Below are 21,871 nucleotides of genomic sequence, written 5' to 3'. Positions count from 1 at the left end.
GGGTTCAGAGTCCGATGCCCCGACCCCTGCCAAGGTCGATGCCGTGCGTGAAGGCGAGTTCCGCGCCAAGGCGACGGCCCGATTCGAACGTGATGCCAAGCTGCCGCTTGCGGTTGGCGAGCAAGGATTCAAGCTGCGGGTCGCGTTCGAGACGCTTCGCCATGTCGGCCATCTGCGCCCGCGTGGCCTTGTGGCCGGACATGTCGCCGTCCCTGTACTGGCGCTGGCTGGTGTGGTCGAGTTTCTGCCAGCGTTCTACGAAGCGGTCGGCGCGGCGGCTGGGATTGTCGGCCGGATCGGCATCCCGCCCGGTACGGATTGCGGTTTCGAGCTGGAGCGCGCGGACGGCGCGGTTAACCTGTCCGTCGGCGGTCTCACGGACGAGCTCCGGGTTCTTGACGTACGCCGCTTCCGCATCGCGCCAGCCGTGCGGGCGTGTCTCCTCGAACGCTTTGCGGGCGTCGTTCAGTTCGCGCATCTGTTCGGGGCTGCCCTTGCCGTCGGGATGACCGCCGCTGAGGATCGCGTCCACCGCACGAGCATGGCGCACAAGCGCGCGCGTCCGGGCCTGACGCAATGCGGCTTCCGGGTCTTCCGCCAAAGTCCTTTCCGGCGCGTCGGCTGTGCGCAGCGCGGCAATTTGGGCATCGTCGCCGGGCGCGGCCTCTGCGGGCAGACGCGGGCCGTCGAACATGCCGCGCACCTTCTCCGGCACGATTTTTTTGACGATCGCGGCGACCCGCTCGCGGAAGCTGATGCCGCGCCGCTCGGCGTAGTTCTGAGCCGGATCGCGCTGTTCGTAGTCCGTCGCCATGTCCTTGGCTCGGTCGCGCGACAGCGTACGGACAAGCCGGTCCTGGCTGGCAAAATCGTCGCGGCCATAATGCAGGTCGGTGCCGTCGCGGTGTCGCGACAAAGCGACATAGCTGCCGTGCGCGTCCATGCCCGGCGTCGCCAGCACATGGGTGCGGTCCACCGTCATCCCCTGCGCCTTGTGGATCGTGGCCGCATAGCCGTGGTCGATGCGGTCGTAATCCTTGAGGTCGAAGGCGACGAAGCGGCCGTCGTCGGTGCGCACCGTCATGCTCTGCGCGCTGACCTCAACGATGGTCCCGAGCGTGCCGTTCTTGACGCCGAGGCCGCGCTCGTTTTGCAGGAACATGACCCGATCCCCGCAGGCGAAGTTTCTCAGCCCCCGCTCGACCGTGACACGCGCCTCGTCCCCCAGATCGCCCGCCGTCCGCATCTTCGCGCGCGCCGCCTCGTTGAGGGCACGCACTTCGTCGTTGGTGTGGGTGAGGATGATGCGGCTCTTGTCGGGCGCTGCCCGCCGCTCGCGGTCCCAGCGCTCGATCAGATCACCGCGTGCCTGGTCGCGGGTTTCGGCGACATGCACCATGCCGTCTCTGTCATAGGCATGGATCGCAGCGCCGCTCCTGCCGGTCGCCAGATCGCGGGTGGCATCCCGCTGCCAGGCCTCGCGCTGGCGGCGGACCTCACCGATTTCCACCCCGCCGTGACGCTCGTGGAGTGAGCGGAAGGCCGCGCCCGCCTCGATTGCTTGCAACTGCTGCGGATCGCCGACCAGCACCACCTTGGCCCCCACCTCGGCGGCGTGCGACAGCACGGGTTCCAACTGCCGCGTGCCGACCATGCCCGCCTCATCGATGACAAGCACATCGCGCGAAGTCAGCAGGTCGCGGCCCTGTCCCCATTGATGTTCCAGGCTGGCGATGGTGCGCGCGGCGATGCCCGAACCGCTTTCGAGATTTTCCGCCGCGATGCCGGACAGCGCCACACCCCGGACCGCGTAGCCCGCCGCCTGCCAGGCCGCCCGCGCCACGCCCAGCATCGCGCTCTTGCCCGTGCCGGCGTAGCCGACGACGAGCGAAAGATCACGCCCGTCGGTGACATGTGCCAGCGCATCGGCCTGCTCGCCGGAGAGAACGAGGCCGCGCTGTTCGGCACGCGCCAAGGCGGCCCTGCGATCAACGTCAGCAACGTCATGGCGTTCTCTGCCGGCCATGCGTTCCGCCGCGCGGTGCAGGCGCTGTTCGGCCTCGATCATGGCGCCGGTGGTGAAGCGGTCCTGCCCAAGTCCGTCCTTGCCGAGTTCGACCAGATCGGGCGCATTGCGCACCGCGCCCATCACCGCGTTGAACTGATCGATGCCGTCGCTGTGCCGGTGCGCGAACTTCGCCATGTCGCGCCGTGTGAAGGTCGATTGCTGCTGGGTGATCGCGTCCAGCGCGAGGGAAGGAGCGGCGATGATCCTGTCACCATTGTTGCGGGCGATCTCACGGTGCAATTCGGCCCGATCGGCGACATTGGCGGCGGCTTCGATGCCGTCGCCCTCGATCCGCTGCGCCGGCGCACCGATCTGGCTTTGCGGCTCCAGCCCGATGCCCTGCGCCTCCAGGCTGCGATGGTCGATGCGCGCGTCAATGTCGAGTTCGGTCAGCCGCTCATTGGCAAGCTCGGCCCAGCGTTCGCGCCAGCGCTCGACAAGTTCGGTGCGGTTCCAGTCCCGCACCTTCGGGCCGAACCCGGTCTCGTCCACCGCCCGCATGGTCAGCATGACATGGGCATGGGGTTTCGGCATGCCGTCCTCGCCGATATCCCAATGCACGTTGAGATCGGCGACCATGCCCTGGTCGACGAACTCGGCCTGCACGAAGTCGCGGGCCAGCGCGATGCCCGGCGCCTGACCCATCTCGCGCGGCAGGGCGAATTCGACCTCGCGGGCCAGCTGCGCGTCCTTGCGCACTTCGCAGGCTTCGACATCGTTCCAGAGCCGTTCGCGGTCGCGCCATCGCTCCGGCGCGTTCTCCGGCAGCAGCACCTCGGAATGGACGACGCCGCGTTTGGCGGCGAAGTCGTGGCTGCGGTCAAGCCGCTCGTCGCGCAGCCGCGCGGCCGAGCGATAGGCGGCAGATGCCACGGCGCTGGAGCCAGCCTTGCGGCCAATGACCTTGACGTGAAGATGATAGATCGCCATCGCGACCGGATCATCTACACGGCAAAGCGCACGTCGGAACGACGTATAAGCGCGCCCTCCCTCGAAAAATTCTCGGGACGGACCAAAGCGTCCCGCACCGTCCCGGCAACATGTGAGCCTTCCGCAAGGCGCTCAACTATCATCGCTGCATCAGACAACTTGAGAACGATTGGATACGGCGATGCGCAAGCCACGCGACTACGATGCGGAACTGAAGGCGCTCGAAGACAAGGCGCGGGAGCTGAAAACCCGCAAGGTGCAGCAGTTGGGCGAACTGGTGATCGCTACCGGAGCCGACAGCCTCAGCGCGGACGAACTGGCCGGCGCGCTGCTCGTGCTGGCCGAGACGAAAGACGCCGGAAAGAGGGAGGCTTGGGCCAAGCGCGGCGCGGCATTCTTTCAAGGACGGTGGCGGCGATCTGCATCGACAACTGACCGCAACAGCGACAGCGCTCAAGCGCAACCGGGCAGCGCGCAACCGCTATCAGGTGGCGCGGGCACGACATGACATGCGTACATGGCAGGTTGAGCGCCGCAAACGGACGCGGCACCTCATCGAACTCGGCGGTCTCGTCATCAAGGCAGGCATCGTTGACTTGACCGGCGATGATCGGACCATGATCTACGGCGCGCTCATCTGGATCGCCGAAAAGCTCCAGACCGAGGACGACGAAGATGCGCGCGGCGTCTGGACAAAGCTGGGGAAGATGGCATTCGAGGCGGATAGTCCAGCAGGCGCGCACAACAGGTCGCTGCGGCAGCACGATGGAGCATGACCGATGGCGGGCGGCGCCGAGACCTCAAAAATCGCAGCGCTGCCGCGCCATCGCGCGGCTTGTCGCACGGATGCGGTCATCCATCCAGAAGCCACTCGCCGCCGATATTCAATCGGTTACCTCTGACAGCTTCTTGATCGCTGATGAAGCATCAAAACCGAGAATTTCAGCGAGTTTCATGAACTCCACAACGTCGACACGACGCTGCCCGCTTTCGAGGCGAGCTACGAACGATTGATACTGTCCGAGCCTCGTTGCCAACTCATTTTGAGTAAGGCCCGCCGCTTCACGTTTTTTGATAAGTAGTGCGATCAGAGCTTTATGCCGATCCGTCCCAAGTGTTTCGACCACTTCTTACCCCCCACCCGATTGTAGATAGGGGCTTCCCTTATATCTGTTTTTCAGTTATCTTAAATTCAGATATTGAGCTGACGCCTTCAATCGTTGGCGGCACTGACTAACCACAACCTAAGCTGTTTGGGAGCTCGGATCATGGCTGATTCCGATCATAGTACGAGTCTGTTGTGCATCACGCGGCGGATGGCGCTTGCGAGCTGGGCTGTTGGCGCGGGTGGGTGGGCGTTTGCCGGCGCGGCGTCGGCATGCGCCGGTGCGTCGGATGCGACCCCCGACCCGACGCTGAGGCTGTGGCACGACTGGGCGGCGGCGCATACGCGGGCGCAGCAGCTGTGTCGGCGGCAGCAGGCGCTGGAGTGCGCGCTTGCCGAGCGGGTGGACTTTGTCGGCGCCGTGGTCAGGGTACCCGGCGGCGCAGAGACGGAGATCTGCTCGGTCGAAGCGCTCGACCGCCTCATCGGGACGCGAACGGACATGGCGGCGATCCGCGCGCAGGCGGCGGCCGAGCTTGCAGCGCGGCAGGCGTCTTTCGACGCCGCCGCGACCGAGATCGGTTACTTTGAAGGGCTCAGAGCCGAGCGTGCGGCGTTCACGCGCATCGAGGCGCTGCTGGAGGCGCTGGCGACGACGCCGGCCGCCTCGCTCGCCGGCATCGCCGGCAAGCTCGATGCCGTCCTCCGCGAGGGCGAGGCGTGGGAAGATTGCGCGGCCTTTCCCTGGCCGCAGATCCGCGCGGCCCACGACGACCTCATTCGGATCGGCCGCCAGCTGACGCCGGGTGCGGTTTTCCCCGACGATTAGGCGGCGTCGCCGCCTCTGCCCTGCGACGACAGACAGACGGCAGGATCGAACAGTTTCGTCGGACGGCTTCATTGCAGGGGAGCCATCCGGCGCGGGCCGATCGAGGTCAAGGCGGAGTGGCGCCGCGACCTTGATCGGCTTGCCAGGGGTCCGGCCTGAACCCCGGACCGGCGAGCCGCTCAAGGCCAGAGTTTGCCTGGAAGCGGCCTCGCCGGCGTCGCGACCCTTGCGAGCGGCCGCTTCGCCACGACGACGGGCTCGGCTTTCAGCTTGTGTCCCGGCATCCGGTTCTCGACAAGCGCCAATGCGCGACAACGGTGGCATCGAATGGAGCCTGGGCAGAGAGCGGGGCTCGGTTTGTGAACCCGTGGATGCTGCAGGTCGGAGATGGCCCGGAACCCATATTGGCGTTGAAGCCAGAAAGCGGACCTTCCGCTTTGCGCCCATCTCGGTCAAACAAGCTGGATTGAACATCTCCTGAAAGCGGACATTCGCCAACCGCAGATCACGCATCAGCCGCAGCAGCAATAGATTGTCTTACGGGCATGTCTGGTGGCGAAAGGAAGCAGCGTAGGTTCCGTCCTGGCCCTTTGCCGCTGTCCGCTGTATGAGCGGCCATGGAAAACAACAGATTTGAGAACCCGATCACCGTCAGGGCCGATGCAATTGGCACGCTGCTCACGCTTCGCACTGCTCGCGAGGCTTCCGACTTTCTTCTTAACCGATGGCCTGGCAAGCGAAGTGAGAAGCACCGAGCGGCTCTCCAAGCATGCTCGGACGTCAATCTGGGGAATAAACCAGTGATCGGCGCCCGACGCGCCTTTGTAGCGGCGGCCCGTGAGGCCGGCATCTTTTTTGACGAGAAGGTTTAGCGATCAACCGACTAATCGTCCGATAGCTCCGTAGGCTCCGTCTCGCTTTTGGTGTCGACCGATTGTCGCTCTCTGGCCGCTGCCTTGGCGGCGAGTTTCTCGGCCTTCTTGCTGGCCTTTGCGCGGTCGCGTTCTTTGCGTTCTTGACTGTAATTCGGTGGTCGGGGCAATCCGGATCCTTCCTTGGTTGGGGTCTACGTAGGGCGGTGTGCTGCGCAACGCAACTTTTTTGGGCGCTGCCTTTCGGACGGTCATGGTGGCCGGGGCGCCGGCGCCCCCTTTTGGACAACCAGTCGGCGATAAATGAAGGAGCCCAAAACCAAAAGTTGACTTACATTCAAAGATGGCGTACGAAAGTAACATCGATGTTTGCTTGTCTGATTTGTTCTGCGCGCTATTGGCGCCTCCTCGACGAACCTCCCTTCAAAAATCGACCCAACTGCCACCGTGCAAGCGCGCGGGGGAACTTCATATGCTACAGAAAGGGTTCGTCATGAACACCGGCACAGTTAAATGGTTCAACGCCACCAAGGGCTTCGGCTTCATCCAGCCTGACAATGGCGGCCAGGACGTTTTCGTCCACATCTCCGCCGTCGAGCGCGCCGGCCTGCGCACTATCGCCGAAGGCCAGAAACTCAGCTACGAGATGGTCCGCGACAACAAGTCGGGCAAGATGTCGGCCGACAAGCTTCAGGCCGCGTAATTATCATCCATTCGGCCGGTGACCACGGATGTACTGGCACCAGTGGCTGAACGGATGACAAGGAAGGGTCAGGCGAATGCCTGGCCTTTTTTGTTTGGATGGCTTGCTGAACAAGGAGACAGATGATGGCTCGAGATCCCCAGAGCGCACGCGAACGGGCTGAAATCAACTTCGGCAAGACGCAGACGCAGTCCCTCGCCCGCAATCGCATTGTCGAAGAGAGTGAGGCGATTGCCAGAGAACGCGACGCGAAGACTGCGCGATTGAAAGAAATGCGCCTGCAGAAGGAAGCAGAAGAGATGCGTGCAGGAACAGCCCCCCCGCACTTCCAAACCGACGGCCAAGAACTGATGGCAAGACGCGCAGTTCTGGTGAAAACTCCCGCGGACGCCACCATCGCCGACGTGGTGGAGAACCTCGATCATCCCATCGAATACGTCCGGCGCGTCCTTGAGAAGCTGGAGCGCTGCCGCCGCGCCCATGGCGATGCGCAGATGCGCATTGGCGTGCTTGGACGAGCCGAATGTCCGAACTACCTGATCGAGTACATTATCGAAGACCTTAAATCCGGCCACAAATCCATCCATCCGGATGCTGCCTATAGTGGCAGCACGCATCGCGAACTCGCCCCCAGACATATCGAGGAGGCCAGGAACTGGTCTTCCGAAGAAATGAACATCACTGCTGTTTCGGCGTTGATCGGCCGGCTTCGCAGCCAAGCCGGCTGACACGGAGAAAACCTCGATGGCCATCAGGTTTGCCCCAAAATCTCAAGAGAAGGGCGCAGTGACCATCACTGCCAAGGCGCCTGACAAGCGCTGCAATTATCGCGATGCCGCCGCTCCGAACGACTTGGGCGACCCAGCGACGATCGAGACCGACCTTTTCAACTCCATCCTCAAGGCGCCAAAGCGGAAGCGGAAGTCGAGATAGCGTTGTCTTGAAAGCCCCGCCTACAGGAAGCCGATCGGCTTTGAGATTTACATGACCGTACCAATTCCCGGTGAAGACTTCGACTGCAAGTCCTGCGGCGCCTGTTGCTCCTGCTCGTCGGAGTGGCCACGATTTTCCACCGAAGACGAAGCCCAACTCGACCGGATCCCCGCCCCATATGTCGCCGGCGACGAAAGCGGCATGCTGTGCCATGGCGCGCGCTGCGCGGCGCTTGTCGGCGTGGTGGGCAAATCGACCTCATGCGAGATCTATGAAATCCGCCCGGACGTTTGTCGCGCCTGCATGCCAGGCGGCAATGACTGCCTGATGGCACGGCAAAAACTCCTCCGGCCGGATGCGACGCTCGCCTTCTGAAAGACAACGGGGCAGCAGAGTGCCGGCGTCGGGAAGACAATCACGCCGGCGGTCGGCTTAAGCTAGCGGCCCATCCCGCTTCTTCTTATGAATGACGAGGTGCAGAGCTGCCGTGCACCTCGCGAAAAGCATAAATCGGCTTCGGCTCAGATCATGGCGATGCCCGCCGGGGGCCTGAAGGTCTGCTTCTGAAAATCCGTGCCTCGAAGTTGCCAGTCCGCAAACGGCCCCAATCCTGCCGGCCCGCTTCGCGCCCCATGTCGGCCGTTCTGCGTCGCCACGGACGCCCCCGAAAGCAGCCGTTAGCTCACGCGCCGCCCGCTATGGTGACCATTACCAGCAGATCGAAACCCCACGGGGGTCGGTCGGAACGAAGCGGAGATAAAGCGTCGGTCGCGAAAGGAAGCGCCAACCTACTTATCTTCTTATGTCTGGCGGAGAAGTGTTCTACAAAGATTCTCGTTTCCAAGAGGGGGCGAATTTGGCCGAAGTTGTGACGGATGCGCATGCGATCGAGGCGGGCGAGAACTACATTGCTGTTTACGTCGATTGCTCCAGGCGTGTTGGGCAATCCATCGTCGCCGAAATGGAGATGGATCTTACCGGCCCCGTGACGGCCGATGTTGCGCAACCGCGAAAATTGAGCGGTTTTGAACTCCCCGCCCTGGAACTCCTGCATCTGGCGCAGGAGCGCGCCGGGGAGAAGGGGATGAAAAAGATTCTGCTCGTTGATCCCCAAGGGTTTCTGAGGCTGGCGCGAGCCAATCGCTACGCGCGCCGTTGAGTGCCCAACGGAGAGGTGTCGAATACATGTCAGATCGGCAAAGTTGGGTCTCGGCGATAAGTAGCTTTTCACGCAGATTGCAGCCATGGGGGTAAAGAAAAGAAAGCGCGCGAAAAACGCGAAAGCGGACGATAGTAGTGCGGCCAGGAAAGAGTTGCTACGAGACGCTGGTGGCTTCGATTGGGGCTGGCCCGCCCTTGAAATGGTCATGGCGAACAATGAGCTCACGCGCCGCCTCATGACCGGCGGCTTCTCGGGCTGTGGCTATGGTGTCATCCCCGATGGTCCGCCCTTCATCTCGCTATTCGGCGACAATCTCCCGGGCATGAAGTCGGCGCTCGCGCTCATGAAGGAATGGACGTCCATGTCCGGGCCGAACGCCATTCGCATCGAGATCGCTTATGATGGCCCAGGCTATGTGCTCGCCATCTCGCAGCAGATCGATCTACTTCGCTGGCGCCTATCTGGCATCGATACCGTCCGCCAGCCGCTCATCATGGTGACAAGCCACATCAAGCGCATGGACTCGCGGCACCCAAACCTCGATCTGCTCGCGGATTATGCGCAACAGCCAGTCGCGCCGCTGTGGCTGGTGGTCGGTGAACTTCCCCGCAGTGTCGCGCGCGCAGGCGGCAGCCGCAGCCATGCCTTCACACCGCAATGGGACAACGCCATCCTTCTGTCCGGCATCGACATATATCGACAGCTTAGCGACCGACCAGCGGATACGATGGCGAGAACCGCCGCCGAGTTCGAATCCAGGGCGAAGGCCGGGGCAGGCGCCAACTGGCCTCCGGAGCCAGACCTGAATCCCGCGAGCGTTGCGGCGACGCGCGAGCGGCGTCTTGCAGCGTCGGTGCCGAAGACACTGCATGTGTTGCGCAACACCGATCGTGGCGCCGCGCTCTTGGCGCACGGCCAGACTTTGGGATGCGCGAAATGGCAGGTGGAGCAGGCGATCTGCAATCTTCGATCGGCCGATTTCCTCGCCTATCAGCCGAGCAGTGTCGGAAAGCGGCTCGCCATGATCGAAGCGGTACGCAACCGGGTGCTGGAAACCGCCTCGATGGATGTCGATTTCGGGAAGATCACGAACGATCAGCTTACCACGCAGATCGCGCTCGACGCTGCTTATTTGTTGCGGCGCCTCGAGCCCGACGGGGAGATGCCGGAGGCGATCGGCGATCGAATCCGGCGTGTGCAGGAGCTCGGCTATGGCTGACATGCTCTCGCAACGTGCGACGGCCGACCGCCTGCGTGTCTTTATCAGCTCGACGATCGGTGAGTGTGCGAAGGAACGCGAGGCCGCGCGCAGCGCCATCAGGGGTCTAAACTTCGACCCGGTCCAGTTTGAGCGGGAGGGAGCGCGGGCGGAGACCCCACGCGACTTCTACCTGCGTAAACTCCAGGACTCGCACGTCGTACTCGCCATTTACCGCGACTCCTATGGCTGGACCGACGAGACCAAAGGGATGACGATTTCGGGTCTCGAGGACGAGTTCCGCGAGGCCCAGCGGCTTGGCAAGGACTTCCTCGCTTATGTGTTGAAATCCGCGCCCAATCGTGACCCGCGGCTCGAAGCCTTGGTTCAAGAAATGATGGGCGGTCCCCATGTCCTCTATTTCTTCGAGGAGGGAGAAAATCTCGAGGCGCGGTTTCGCGACGATCTGACGGCGTTGGTTACCGCTCGCGTCACGCGGGCGCAGGCGCCATCGCCGAGCGTCGGCACGGCGGGCGCGACACTCGCCGCCATCTTCCGCGACGGCGCGCTGCGGGTGCGTCGCAACGGCCTGCTCGATCAGTTGTCGCGGTCGGCGGCACAAGCGCGCATCGTTTGGGTGACCGGGGCATCCGGCGCCGGCAAGACCGCACTCGTCGCGGAATGGTCGCAAGAGCGCGAGGCTGCCTATGTCAACGCGCGTGGTATGGATGCGCGCACAGCGCTTTTGGCGGTGGCCGAGAGACTGGGACTCGCGAATGGCCCGGAGCTTGCGACGCCGTTATTTGACGATGTCCGCTCGATGCTGTTCGCCCGCTGGCGAAATGGCAGTGGCTGGCCGTTGATCCTCGACGACCCAGACGATGCCGATGCAGTCTGGTCAGTGCTCGGCGCCTGCCTGGCGCAGAGCGGGACAGGCTCCGTCCTGATCGTCACCCGGGAGCGCCCCGAGGGGGCTTCCGGTGAGACATTGGCGGTGCCGGGCTTCAGCAGTGACGAGTTGGAGGCATTGCGCGTCATCGCGGGAGCGGCCGTCCCGGCCGACCCCGGCGACCTGCCAGTTCTGCTCCGCAAGAACACGGCAGCGATGCCCGGCAGCCAGCGGTTCGAAGGCCTGGATGCAACCTCGCGCGAAATGCTCGGCTACCTTTCGCTGGCGCCAGTCATCCTGACCTTGTCCGACATGCAGACCCTGCTTGGTGGCGCAGTAAGAACGGCGACCGAGATCACCGAGCGTGTCGCGGCGATGGACGATCTTCTGTTGGAGACTGCGGCCGGCTATGGCTTCATCCACGAGAGTCTGCGCGAGGAGATCGAGCAGCATGTGGCCGGCCGCCCGCAACTGCATGGCCTGCTCGTAGATCGGTTGTCGAACCGGTTGGCCCGAACGGGACGGTCCTGGGCCGCCTTCAGCCTACGCCGAGCCGAGATGACCGAGCGGCGCGCGCGGCTTGCCAACCGCGCCGTCTCGGAGGCCGTGTTCAATGGATCGACACGGCACTTGACCGAAGTGCTCGACTATCTCGTCGACTATTATCGGTCGCGCTCGGAGAAGGGGCGGCTTGTGTCCGTTCTCATGGCGCTCGGGGAGGCGCGCGCGAACCAAGGCCGAGCGAGCGCGGCGAACCTGCTGTTGCGGGAGGCCCGCGAGGTCGCAGGGCAAATCGGCGATCGCGAAGCCGAGCAAATGATCGAGATACTGCAGGCGTCGATCGAACTCAGACGTTCGGCATCAGCCGCCGCGCTCGCGCGTGTCCGCGCGCTCCGCGAGGCCGCCAAGGCGGATGGGCGTGGCGATCGTGAAGGGCGGCTATTGCTCGATGAGGGCGTCGCCTACCTCAGCGTGAACGACACGGACTCAGCCGCGCCGCTCTTTCGACGCGCACGGGAGATTTTTGGAGAACTCCAGGACGGATACGGTTTCGACGTCGCGAGCCGCAATCTGATCGCGGCGCTATCGATGTCGAAAGTTGGACGAGCCGAGGCGGAGGCACTGAGAGCTGAGCTTGACGTCGAGGAGCCGGATTCTCCGCGTCATCGCGCTTGGCTGTGCAATCTGGACGTGCCGCGCTTGCGGGTCGAGAAGAGGTACGAGGAAGCCGAGGCGCTGGCGCGCGAGGCGATCGCCATTGGCGAGGAGCTGGGCGACGGCTATCTTGTCGCGATCAACCAGATCATGCTTGGCAACGTTCTGCGTGATGCCGGCGATCTCGCTGGCGCGCGGACAGCCTATGCCGAAGGCGGCAATCTTGGACAGTCGGTTGGCAGGCCAGACATCGAAGGGCGCAGCTCGCGCCTCATGGCGGCCGTCGACAATCAGGCGGCCGATGCCGCCGAGGGTTCCGAGAAGCGCGCTCTCGCAGCCCGCGCCGAGCAATATGCAACCCATGCGGCCGGGCTCCTGGCCGACAGCTTCGCCTGGGTCGAGCAGGCGTTCGCACTGGAAGAGCGTGGCGATGCGCGCCGGCTGCAAGGCCAAGATCGCAAGGCGATGGCTGATTATGCGCTCGCCATCGCAGGATATTTGCGCGGCGGCGATGTGTCCGAAGGCGAACGCCTGCTGCGTTTCTTCGTGCCTTACATCGCGGATGAGAAGGATACAGCGACGCTGATCGCGCAAGCTTTCGATGGTCGCAGCGATCTTACGGCCTCCAGCGCCTGGGTTGAGGCGATGACGGTGGCGCTGTCGCGCTGCCCGAGCGCGGTCGCGCCGAGCGTGCTCGGGTGCCTCGTCCGCGCATTCCTACCTCGGCAATCGGATGCCTTTTGGTTCGATTGCTTGGTCAGATGCCTATTTGCTGTCGATGACAAGCGGGGACGCAGCAAGCATGGGACGCTCGGCTCGGTGTTGCTGCTGGCGATCCTCGGCTTCAGTCGTCATCGGGCGTTCACCACCTCGGAACTCCTGACGTTGGCCGGAATCTGCGCGAGCGGGTCGGACCATATGGTCGTTCGTCACAGGCCTGGCGACGATCTGGACCTCGTCATCCACCTGGGGGCAACGCAACGCCTGCTCTTCACCGTGCGAACCGAGTCCAAGAAACCGGAGGCGGTGTTCGTCGCGCTGGTGATCGGCTCCTTCCTCGAGGCCTTTGCTGATGAGCTTTCCGAAATTCTCTCGCCTGATCTGTTGGAGGAAGGCGCCGCGATCGACGTCCAAGTCTTTCCCCAAGCGGTCGAAAGCGAGGCGGTCGCGGACTTCTTCCGCGAGGGTCTCAAGGACAAGCCCGTCGCCACCGCCAGGATCGTCGCGGAGGATGGGGAGGAACCGCCGATCGTGATCATTGCGCGATCCGATGCGATTGAGGCGCTGAAGGCGAGTGAGGAGCGGGGTGGAGAGCTTGAAATCATGCTCGCGCGCTTCCTCGACGAAGTCATCTTTGTAACCACGGGCCGAAGTGTTGACGACGCGATATTCTCAACGAAGATACGAGACCTGCTAATCTCTGTGTTGCGATAGGTGAGCAAATAACGTCTGTTTTTATAGCCCTGGCTATCCAAACCCGACATTCCGCTGACGGCCCGGACTGGACACGCCGCCGAGCGGCAGTGCGCCGCAACGCCGGCCATTGAAGTTCGCTCTGTCACTGCCTTAATACGGACTTTATCAGCGGCCGCGCTGGAGGTCGCAGTCGCGCTCGGAGCGGTCGTTGACGGCATTTTTCCGCCTGTGAACTCAGGAACGACGCATTCAAATGCGCCGTCCTGCTCGAACTAAAGTCCGTCTTGTGGCGGCCTCATTCGGACGACAACAGGATATCGGCCATGCGCTCGCCGATGAAGACGCAGCTTGCCATCGTGGCGCAGCTCGCGATCTTCGGCATGATCGAACCGTCAGCTACCCGCAGCCCCTCCACCCCACGCAGCTTCAGCTTGGCGTCTACCACGGCCGCATCGTCGGCACCCATGCGGCACGTCCCGACCTGATGGAAGAATGTCGTCGCGCCATTTCGCACGAAGTCCGCCTTCGCCTTGCTGTCCAGATCGCGTCCCGGTGCCACCTCTCGCTTCACCCAGGGGGCAAGAGCAGGTGAATTGCCGATCTGGCGGCACAGGTCGATGCCCTTCATCAGCGCGGCCACGTCGTCGGGGTGGCTGAGGAAGTTGGCTGTGACGACCGGTGCATCCGCAGGCCGCGCCGAGGCCAGGCGCACGCTACCGCGGCTCTTCGGTCCGACAAGGCCGGCGCAGAGAGCCCAGGACGTGGCAGGAGGAGAATAGTCCTTTGCCACGACCTCCGAGGCGTAGGGAAGCTCGATCTGCACTATGTTCAGGTCGGGCGTGTCGAGTGCCGCATCACTCTTCCAAAAGCCCGAGGCATTGGCGCCGCTGTTGGCATATTCCATCTGCTGCGGCGCTTCCCAGAGGCACCCGCCGTGCAGGATATGGTCGTGGAAGTTCTGTCCGACCTCGGGAGAATGCAGCCTGGCCTTGATGCCATGCTCGGCCAGATGGGCACGGTCGCCGATGCCCGACAGCATGAGCAGCTTTGGAGACCGGATGGCACCGAGCGACACGACGACTTCCCGCGACGCGTGCAACGTAAGCGGCGCGCCGTCGCGGGTGATTTCGACACCGACGACGCGTCCGCCTTCGATGACCAGACGGTCAGCATGCGCCCTGGTCAGTACGGTCAGGTTCGGGCGGGCCAGGACGGGATAGAGATAGGCTTGGGCCATGTTGGCCCGGCGCCCATCCTTGATGATCTGGTTCATCAGGGCAAATCCGCCCTTGCTTTCCTCGCGCGCCCCGTTCAGGTCGTCAAAGACAGGCATGCCGAGACCCTTGACCGCCTCGAGCATGGCCGGCGCGATCGGCAGCGGGTTCTGCGAAGGTTGGACCCAGACCTTGCCCCCGGCGCCACGATATTTGGGATCGGGAGTGCCCTGCCAGTTCTCGACGCGCTTGAATATTTCCAGGGCATTGTCATAACCCCATGCCGGGTCGCCGGCCGCCTCGGCCCAGCCATCGTAGTCGTTCCGATGTCCGCGCACCCAGATGGTGGCGTTGATGGAGCTCCCTCCGCCCAGAACCTTGGCCATGTGAGACGGGATGGCGCGCCCGTTCACGCTTTCCGACGGCGCGGCAATATCGCCCCAATCGAGCTTCGTACCCAGGTTCATGAACCACTGCCGCGGATCGAGAACCGACGGCGCCGTGTCCCAGTCGCCGGCCTCGATCAAAAGAGTGCTGACACCGGCCTCGGCGAGACGCCCAGCCAGCGAGCAGCCGGCGGTCCCGCCGCCGCAGACGATGACCTCGTACTCTGTGGCGAGATTTGCCGCCCGCGCGTCCTGGTTGCTGCGGGCATCGTCGAGTTCGTCGGCCGATGCGCGGACAGCTGCCAGGGACACGCCAAGTGCTACCGACCACTGCATGAACTGGCGCCGACCGATGCGTCCGGTGAGCAGCGCGCGATCCAGCGTGTCGAGCATGTCATCACGCCAGGATCCTGTCGGAAATTGACGGTTCCTCATTTCAGCTCCTCCCCATCTCGCTCAAAAGAAACCAAGCGGCCGCGTGCTGTAGGAATGCACAATGCTCTTGGTGTGCCTGTAGTTGTTCAGCGCGACCTTATGCATTTCGCGGCCGAAGCCAGATTCCTTGTAGCCGCCGAATGACGTGTGTGCCGGCCAGAGATAGTAGCAATTGCACCACACCTTGCCGACTTCGAGCCCGCGCGCAAAGCGCTGCATCTGGTGATAGTCGCGTGTCCAAACACCGGCGGTGAGCCCATAGGGGCTGTCGTTGGCGATCCGCAGCGCTTCGGCTTCATCCTTGAAGCGGATCGCGGTGGTCACCGGACCAAAGATCTCCTCACGCGAGGTCCGCAGGTCGTTGGTGCCCTCGAGGATGGTCGGCGCGATGTAGTAGCCGCCCTCGCAGCCGGGTACCTTGTAGCCGCCGCCGCCGGCGAGGACCTTCGCGCCTTCCTCGCGTCCGATATCGAGATAGCCCATCACCGTGTCGTATTGAGCTTTGGAGGTTATCGCTCCCAGGCCTGTGGACATCTCGAGCGGATGACCAAGCCCGACCTTGGCAAGACGCTCCTGGACCCTGGCCATGAAAGGTTCATAGATCTCATCGGCCACCAGCGCTCTCGTCGGGGAGGCGCAGACCTCTCCCTGGTCGTAGAGATAGATCAGGAAGCCTTCGATCGCCTTGTCCAGCAATTCGTCGTCGGCAGCCATGATCGACGGCAGGAAGATGTTGGGGGACTTACCACCCAGTTCGAGCGTTACCGGCGTCAGGTTCTCGGCCGCCGCCCTCATGATGCCCTTACCGATCTCGGCCGATCCTGTGAAGGCGATCTTCTTCACGCCCCGGTTTACCACGAGCGCTTGGCCGGCCTCGGCTCCCGAGCCCTGGACGATGTTGAGAACGCCCGGCGGCAAGAGGTCGCCAATCATCTCCATCATCCGGGTAATCGAATAGGGCGTGTTTTGCGCCGGCTTGAGAATGACTGCGTTGCCGGCAGCGAGTGCAGGAGCGATCTTCATCGCGGCCATCAGCAACGGAGCATTCCACGGAATGATGCACGCAACCACGCCGTAGGGCTCATAGACCTCGAGATTGAGCGTTTGCGCGTCGATGGCGGCGGATTCGCCGCTGTCGGCGCGAAGTGCCGCGGCAAAGTACCTGATCTGGTCAATCGTGCCGGGAACATCGACGAAGACACATTCGCGGATCGGCTTGCCGTTGCCCCAGCACTCGATCCTGGCCAGTTCCTGCGCATTGGCCTCGAGGCGGTCGGCGACGCGCAAGAGGATATGGGATCGCTCCGCAGGTGCCGTCGCGCCCCAGGCCGGTGCCGCGGCCCACGCAGCCTGACACGCAAGCTCGACGTCGGCGGCCTTGGACCTGGGAAACTCCGCGACGACGGACCCGTCGATCGGAGACTTGTTGGTAAAATATTCGCCGCCCACGGGCGCGACCCATTTGCCGCCGATGTAGTTGTCGTAGCGGCGCTTCATTTCGGGTTTCTGGTAGGTCATCTGTTCCTCCGCACCCTCGATTGAAATTCGAATGAGGATGTCGGCGACAGCCTAGTGCGAGCGGCGGGCCGAACTATCCATCCTTGCCGGTCCGGAGCGCGAAACTATCCTTTTCTTCCGGTAATCGGCCGCGAGGCATCCGTCCCAAGAACGGCGCCGGCGATTTCCGGCCGAACATCCATTCCCAATATGAGCACTTGCCGCACACGACATGGGATGCCAAGGTCTGGCCAGCGACGGCGTGACGGGGGGGCTTTGGCGGCAGCCGTTTCGGAAAGCCCGAGACATCGGCCGAAGCCTGCCGGAGGACCAGATGCGGCGCGCATGAAACATTTCAGTCTCTGGGTGATTGACGAACGTAGATGGAAGCCAATCATAGGCCATTGTCGCCCCTGAGGCGCCTGGATCTGTCGCCTCTCTACAGAAACTGTGTGCTGCGGTCAGACATTCGCAGGGAAACGTACGACTGTATTGCAACCGAGCTTTGCGACTACGGCTTGGCCTGGAGCGGCGGGGCCGTGGAGGCGCGAGCGTACAAGGCCCAGGCGGGCAGCCTCTCCATTCACGAGATTCAGTACGGCGACGAGGTCATGATCAAGCCCGACCTCTATCATGACTTCATCCTGGCGCATGTCTCGCTCAAAAACGGGATCGAAGTGGAGGCCGACGGTAACATCACCCACGTTCCCGAGGGCGCCTGCTTCTTCAGTGCACCCCAGAAATATGTCCGGCTCCGCTGGCAGGAGCAATGCCGCCAGCTACTGCTGCGTATACCAGTCGACTTCGTTTGGCCGAAGGGGGCTGATGGACGTCGATCGGCGGCGCGACCGGGTCGTCTCCTTCCAACGGCGCTTGCTCCGGTTTTTGTCGATCAGTTGAACCTGACGCTGAACATCGCCGACCGCGGTATTGAACTCGAGAACTACAGCGAATGGGTCGAGCAGGTCGAACTCGGCATGGCCCGCTTCGTCAAATTGCTGCTCCTTGAGAAGACCGCGCAGCCGACCGAAGCCAAGGGCGCGCGCGCCTCGCGGAACTGGCATGAGAAGCTGGAAAGCTTCATTCACGCGCGCCTGAAATCACCCTTGATGCTGGATGATCTCACCGCTGCCGTCGGCATCGGTCGCAGTCAGCTCAACAACGCGTGTCGCGAGGCCTTCGGCTGTTCGCCAATGGAATTGGTGCGCCGCATTCGATTGGAGGCCGCACGGGCGGATCTGGAGGGATTGCCGGACCAGGACCTGACGATGCTGGCCTTGCGATATGGCTTCGAGCACCAGAGTCGTTTCGCCCAATATTATCGAAACCAGTTCGGCGAGTTGCCGCGTGAGACGCGCCGCCGCCTGAGCCGCTGATTACTTCCCATTGCTAGGCAATCCCGTCACCGCGACGGGCATACTCCATCGGAAGATCTGGATATTTGGCATCGGCTGATCGCAACGGCCGGATATCCCGGCCGCGCATTGTCCAGCATTCTTTCGTATCAGGCCCGTGCCCGACAAAGACACCGCGAGGCCGGGGCCGCTCGGGAAGCTAGGGCGATCTCGGGACGTCAACCGAAACCGCCGGACGCGACATGCGTAAGTGCTGAGCAGGCGCCTCCGGTTGCGATTATAGGCAAGGGAGGGCCTAGACATGACAACGATGCTGTATCGCGCTTACCGAACCGGAGCCTGCATCCTGGCCTTGGCGACAGCGCTGAGCACGGGTTTTGCGAAGGCTCAGACCCCGGGCAACGATGCGGAGCCGGCAACCCGCAGTACCCAGGAGACTGTAGCGCGGAGCCTGGATTTCAACGACAAGGCGGATTTCGAGGACGCGAACTACGGTTTCATCGGAACGCTGCCCGACGCGGAGGTGAAGACACCGGAAGGGCGTGTCGTCTGGAGCGTCGCCCCATACAGCTTCATCAAGGGTAAGGCACCTGCCACGGTCAACCCGAGCCTGTGGCGACAATCACAGCTGAACAACATTCATGGCCTGTTCAAAGTGGTCGATCGCGTCTACCAGGTGCGGGGCCTCGATTCAGCGAACATGACCATCGTCGAGGGCGATCACTCCTTGATCGTCATCGACTCCCTGTTTACCGCGGAGACCGCTCGGGCAGCTCTGGATCTCTACTTTCAGCATAGGCCCCGCAAGCCTGTGGGCGCGCTCATCTACACTCACGGGCATGTGGACCATTTTGGCGGGTCGCGCGGCGTCGTCAGCGACGCGGATGTGAGCTCCGGCCTGGTTCAGGTGATCGCCCCCAAGGGCTTCATGGAGACAGCGATCGCCGAGAACGTGATCGCAGGCAACGCAATGAGCCGGCGCGGGCAATACCAGTTCGGCGGCATGCTTCCCGTCGGTCCGCGGGCCGCCGTCGGGATCGGTTGCTGCACGGGGCTTTCGCGCGGCACGGTGACATTGGTGCCGCCGACGGCAACCGTCGACCTGCCGATTGAGCGCCGGACCATCGACGGCGTGGAGCTCGAATTCCATCTCGTGCCGGGTGCCGAGGCACCGACCGAGATGATCATCTACCTTCCCCAGTTCCGCATCCTCAACATGGCCGAGATTGTAACGCACATGATGCACAATCTCTATGCGATGCGGGGCGCCGAAGTGCGGGATGCAAATGCCTGGTCCCACTACATCAGTGGCGCGCTGGAGAAGTTTGGCGACAAAACCGACATCCTGATTGCCCAGCATCAATGGCCGACGCGCGGACGCGATCGCATCGTCAATCTGCTCGAGAAGCATCGCGACCTCTACAAGTTCGTCAACGACCAGTCGCTGCGGATGATCAACCAGGGCTACACGCCAGGCGAAATCTCCGAGAAACTACGACTGCCGGCGAGCCTGTCGAAGGAATGGGCCAACCGCGACTACTATGGCGTGCTGAGCCAGAACGCGCGCGCGGTCTACCAGAAGTACATGGGCTGGTACGACGGCAATCCCGCCAACCTCAATCCGCTGCCGCCGGTCGAGGCCAGCAGCAAGGCCGTCGAATATATGGGCGGGGGCGATGCGGTGATTGCACGTGCCCGTCAAGACTTCGAGCAAGGCAACTACCGCTGGGTCGCGTCCGTCATGAACCAGGTCGTGTTCGCCGATCCATCCAACAAGGCAGCACGTAGTCTCGGGGCCGACGCGCTCGAGCAACTTGCGTACCAGGCTGAATCAGGCCTATGGCGCAGCGCCTACCTCGTCGGCGCCATGGAGCTGCGCGACGGCGTACCGAAGTTGCGGGGATCGTTCAAAACACTGACGCCTGACGCGCTGCGCGCCGTGCCTACCGCAATGTATTTCGACTTGCTCGGCGTCCAGCTCAACGCCGCCAGGGCCGAGGGCAAGCACCTGGTCCTGAACTGGAACTTGACCGACGAATTGAAGAAATACACACTCAACCTCGAAAACTCGGCGCTGACCTGGGTAGAAGACAAGCAGGACGCCAATGCCGACGCGTCGCTGACCTTGGCCCGCTCGACGCTTGACGCGATCCTGCTCGGCGAAACAACCTTCCCCGAGGCGATAAAGTCGGGCGCCATTAACGTCGGCGGACAACCGGAGAAGCTGATGGAACTGCTCGGCATGCTCGACAAGTTCAACCCCTCCTTCCCCATCGTTGAACCGGATGCAGCCCGGCAGTAGCGCGCTGCACTTTCCGCGCCGCGCGCGGGGACAATAAAGCCTTTGGGACGGCCAGTTCGTGATTGAGTTGGCCGCTCCACCGCCAGGCTTCCAAAAGAAGCACAACCTGGAAGATGATTGGTACTGATGATGAACCCCCAAGAACTCGACGCGATTGTCGATCGCGTGTGGAACGGCGAAGCCCCCATGGAGGAGTGGACGGCGGCCGTCAGCGGGGGCTCCATCAAGGAAGTTTCGAGCGACGTCATCGTCGTCTCGACAGGCTACCTTTTCGGTAACGTCACAGTCATCCGTACCGAGGCCGGGCTGGTCATGATCGATACCGGCAGCCGGGAGACCGCACGTGATACGCTGAGGGCGATGCGGACCTGGGACAAGCGCCCGATCCACACGGTGATCTATACCCACGGCCACATCGACCACACCTGGGGTGCCAGACTTCTCGACAAGGAGGCCGACGAAAATGGCGCTGCGCGGCCGCGCATCATCGCGCACCGCAACGTGCTCAATCGCTTCCAGCGCTACGACGAAACCCAAGATCTAAACACGATCATCATGGGTCGTCAGTTCAACCAGGCCGACTACACCTTCCCGGGCGAGCATCGACGCCCCGATGAGGTATATGACGAAGAACTGACCTTAACCGTAGGCGGGGTGCGGCTGCAGTTACGCCATGGCCGCGGCGAGACGGATGACGCAACCTTCGTCTGGCTTCCGGAACAGAAGGTTCTGGTCAGCGGCGATTTCGTTATCTGGGTCTTCCCTAACGCTGGCAATCCGCGCAAGGTCCAGCGATTTGCCAATGATTGGGCTGGGGTGCTGCGTTACATGCATGGCCTGGCGCCCGCCGTGTTGGTGCCGGGTCATGGTCCCGTCATTCCGGACGCCCGGCGCGCCGCCCAGTTGCTGGACGACGGCGCGAGCGCGCTGGAGAGCCTGGTCAGGCAGACACTCGACCTGATGAATGGAGGGCATTCCCTGAATTCTATCCTGCATCGAGTGAAACCGTCGGCCGAACTGCTAGCCAAGCCGTATCTGCTCCCGAAATACGACGATCCCGAATTCGTGGTCCGTGGCATCTGGCACCTGTATGCTGGGTGGTTCGACGGCAACCCGGCGCATCTGAAGCCCGCGGCAGATCACGAGCTGGGAGCCGAGATCGCCGACCTCGCCGGCGGCGTGGAAGCGCTGGCCAAACGCGTCGAAGCGCTGTGCGCGCAAGGCCGCATCCGGCTTGCCGCCAGCCTGATCGAATTCGCGGTGGCCGCAGCACCAGATGACAAGCAGGTGCATCGCGTTCGCGCAGCCGTCTATCGCGCCTGCGTCGAAGCGGAGACGTCGCTGATCGGAAAGGCGATCATGGCGATTACGCTGCACGAGTCCGGCAAGCGCTCCTAAGAATAGCGGGAGCGACGTATCAGC

18 protein-coding genes are annotated in these 21,871 nt (G+C 63.0%); 14 read left to right on the top strand and 4 right to left on the bottom strand.

What is annotated here, in order from left to right:
- Positions 1-4: 4 nt before the first annotated feature.
- The gene (gene traA / locus M2281_RS06860; RefSeq protein WP_280820319.1) at positions 5-2,998 is read right to left on the bottom strand and encodes a Ti-type conjugative transfer relaxase TraA; all 2,994 of its coding nucleotides are present in this window, start codon (positions 2,996-2,998) and stop codon (positions 5-7) included.
- Positions 2,999-3,179: 181 nt separating this feature from the next.
- Here traA and M2281_RS06855 point away from each other — a divergent pair, with 181 nt between their 5' ends.
- Positions 3,180-3,506 (top strand): conjugal transfer protein TraD, encoded by a 327-nt coding sequence (locus M2281_RS06855; protein WP_280820318.1) that lies wholly within the window; start codon positions 3,180-3,182, stop codon positions 3,504-3,506.
- A gap of 1 nt (position 3,507) precedes the next feature.
- The gene (locus M2281_RS06850) at positions 3,508-3,774 is read left to right on the top strand and encodes a conjugal transfer protein TraD (protein WP_280820317.1); all 267 of its coding nucleotides are present in this window, start codon (positions 3,508-3,510) and stop codon (positions 3,772-3,774) included.
- Between the two features lie 108 nt (positions 3,775-3,882).
- On the opposite strand, the gene M2281_RS06845 is transcribed toward M2281_RS06850, so the two are convergent.
- Positions 3,883-4,125 (bottom strand): helix-turn-helix domain-containing protein, encoded by a 243-nt coding sequence (locus M2281_RS06845; protein WP_106726894.1) that lies wholly within the window; start codon positions 4,123-4,125, stop codon positions 3,883-3,885.
- Positions 4,126-4,266: 141 nt separating this feature from the next.
- Here M2281_RS06845 and M2281_RS06840 point away from each other — a divergent pair, with 141 nt between their 5' ends.
- From M2281_RS06840 to M2281_RS06800, 9 genes are all read left to right on the top strand, one after another.
- Complete coding sequence (locus tag M2281_RS06840; RefSeq protein ID WP_280820316.1) at positions 4,267-4,932, top strand: hypothetical protein; 666 nt, start codon at positions 4,267-4,269, stop codon at positions 4,930-4,932.
- A gap of 617 nt (positions 4,933-5,549) precedes the next feature.
- Positions 5,550-5,804, top strand: coding sequence for a DUF982 domain-containing protein (locus tag M2281_RS06835; RefSeq protein WP_280820315.1), 255 nt, complete (start codon positions 5,550-5,552; stop codon positions 5,802-5,804).
- Positions 5,805-6,297: 493 nt separating this feature from the next.
- Entirely contained in the window at positions 6,298-6,507 is a 210-nt protein-coding gene (locus M2281_RS06830) for a cold-shock protein (RefSeq protein WP_106725360.1), read from the top strand.
- Between the two features lie 122 nt (positions 6,508-6,629).
- The gene (locus M2281_RS06825; RefSeq protein WP_280821184.1) at positions 6,630-7,235 is read left to right on the top strand and encodes a hypothetical protein; all 606 of its coding nucleotides are present in this window, start codon (positions 6,630-6,632) and stop codon (positions 7,233-7,235) included.
- A gap of 16 nt (positions 7,236-7,251) precedes the next feature.
- Positions 7,252-7,440: a hypothetical protein gene (locus M2281_RS06820; RefSeq protein WP_280820314.1), complete on the top strand. Its 189-nt coding sequence runs from the start codon at positions 7,252-7,254 to the stop codon at positions 7,438-7,440.
- A gap of 51 nt (positions 7,441-7,491) precedes the next feature.
- Positions 7,492-7,815, top strand: a complete 324-nt coding sequence (locus M2281_RS06815; protein WP_280820313.1) for a YkgJ family cysteine cluster protein — start codon at positions 7,492-7,494, stop codon at positions 7,813-7,815.
- 442 nt (positions 7,816-8,257) lie between these two features.
- Entirely contained in the window at positions 8,258-8,599 is a 342-nt protein-coding gene (locus M2281_RS06810) for a hypothetical protein (RefSeq protein ID WP_280820312.1), read from the top strand.
- Between the two features lie 85 nt (positions 8,600-8,684).
- Positions 8,685-9,821, top strand: coding sequence for a hypothetical protein (locus M2281_RS06805; protein ID WP_280820311.1), 1,137 nt, complete (start codon positions 8,685-8,687; stop codon positions 9,819-9,821).
- On the top strand, positions 9,814-13,278 hold the full coding sequence (locus M2281_RS06800; RefSeq protein ID WP_280820310.1) for a DUF4062 domain-containing protein: 3,465 nt from the start codon (positions 9,814-9,816) through the stop codon (positions 13,276-13,278). Before M2281_RS06805 ends, M2281_RS06800 begins: the two co-directional genes overlap by 8 nt.
- A 277-nt stretch (positions 13,279-13,555) precedes the next feature.
- On the opposite strand, the gene M2281_RS06795 is transcribed toward M2281_RS06800, so the two are convergent.
- Entirely contained in the window at positions 13,556-15,295 is a 1,740-nt protein-coding gene (locus tag M2281_RS06795; RefSeq protein ID WP_280820309.1) for a GMC family oxidoreductase, read from the bottom strand.
- 21 nt (positions 15,296-15,316) lie between these two features.
- Entirely contained in the window at positions 15,317-16,813 is a 1,497-nt protein-coding gene (locus M2281_RS06790) for an aldehyde dehydrogenase family protein (RefSeq protein ID WP_280820308.1), read from the bottom strand.
- 362 nt (positions 16,814-17,175) lie between these two features.
- On the opposite strand from M2281_RS06790, the gene M2281_RS06785 reads away from it, so the two are divergent.
- From M2281_RS06785 to M2281_RS06775, 3 genes are all read left to right on the top strand, one after another.
- A complete protein-coding gene (locus M2281_RS06785; protein WP_280820307.1) occupies positions 17,176-18,168 on the top strand; it encodes an AraC family transcriptional regulator in 993 nt (330 codons plus the stop codon).
- 280 nt (positions 18,169-18,448) lie between these two features.
- Entirely contained in the window at positions 18,449-20,449 is a 2,001-nt protein-coding gene (locus M2281_RS06780) for an alkyl/aryl-sulfatase (RefSeq protein WP_280820306.1), read from the top strand.
- Between the two features lie 126 nt (positions 20,450-20,575).
- Positions 20,576-21,847 (top strand): alkyl sulfatase dimerization domain-containing protein, encoded by a 1,272-nt coding sequence (locus M2281_RS06775; RefSeq protein ID WP_280820305.1) that lies wholly within the window; start codon positions 20,576-20,578, stop codon positions 21,845-21,847.
- Positions 21,848-21,871: the final 24 nt, after the last annotated feature.

The organism is Pseudaminobacter soli (ex Li et al. 2025) (assembly GCF_029892515.1).
In the GTDB taxonomy this organism is placed as follows: domain Bacteria; phylum Pseudomonadota; class Alphaproteobacteria; order Rhizobiales; family Rhizobiaceae; genus Pseudaminobacter; species Pseudaminobacter soli_A.
This window is presented reverse-complemented; position numbering and strand designations above follow the sequence as displayed.

Coding starts and splice junctions, on each gene's coding strand:
- M2281_RS06820 (WP_280820314.1), top strand. CDS start 7,252: ATGGCCATCAGGTTTGCCCCAAAATCTCAAGAGAAGGGCGCAGTGACC.
- M2281_RS06815 (WP_280820313.1), top strand. CDS start 7,492: ATGACCGTACCAATTCCCGGTGAAGACTTCGACTGCAAGTCCTGCGGC.
- M2281_RS06855 (WP_280820318.1), top strand. CDS start 3,180: ATGCGCAAGCCACGCGACTACGATGCGGAACTGAAGGCGCTCGAAGAC.
- M2281_RS06805 (WP_280820311.1), top strand. CDS start 8,685: ATGGGGGTAAAGAAAAGAAAGCGCGCGAAAAACGCGAAAGCGGACGAT.
- M2281_RS06825 (WP_280821184.1), top strand. CDS start 6,630: ATGATGGCTCGAGATCCCCAGAGCGCACGCGAACGGGCTGAAATCAAC.
- traA (WP_280820319.1), bottom strand. CDS start 2,998: ATGGCGATCTATCATCTTCACGTCAAGGTCATTGGCCGCAAGGCTGGC.
- M2281_RS06835 (WP_280820315.1), top strand. CDS start 5,550: ATGGAAAACAACAGATTTGAGAACCCGATCACCGTCAGGGCCGATGCA.
- M2281_RS06785 (WP_280820307.1), top strand. CDS start 17,176: ATGGAAGCCAATCATAGGCCATTGTCGCCCCTGAGGCGCCTGGATCTG.
- M2281_RS06795 (WP_280820309.1), bottom strand. CDS start 15,295: ATGAGGAACCGTCAATTTCCGACAGGATCCTGGCGTGATGACATGCTC.
- M2281_RS06790 (WP_280820308.1), bottom strand. CDS start 16,813: ATGACCTACCAGAAACCCGAAATGAAGCGCCGCTACGACAACTACATC.
- M2281_RS06850 (WP_280820317.1), top strand. CDS start 3,508: ATGCGTACATGGCAGGTTGAGCGCCGCAAACGGACGCGGCACCTCATC.
- M2281_RS06830 (WP_106725360.1), top strand. CDS start 6,298: ATGAACACCGGCACAGTTAAATGGTTCAACGCCACCAAGGGCTTCGGC.
- M2281_RS06840 (WP_280820316.1), top strand. CDS start 4,267: ATGGCTGATTCCGATCATAGTACGAGTCTGTTGTGCATCACGCGGCGG.
- M2281_RS06780 (WP_280820306.1), top strand. CDS start 18,449: ATGACAACGATGCTGTATCGCGCTTACCGAACCGGAGCCTGCATCCTG.
- M2281_RS06775 (WP_280820305.1), top strand. CDS start 20,576: ATGATGAACCCCCAAGAACTCGACGCGATTGTCGATCGCGTGTGGAAC.
- M2281_RS06800 (WP_280820310.1), top strand. CDS start 9,814: ATGGCTGACATGCTCTCGCAACGTGCGACGGCCGACCGCCTGCGTGTC.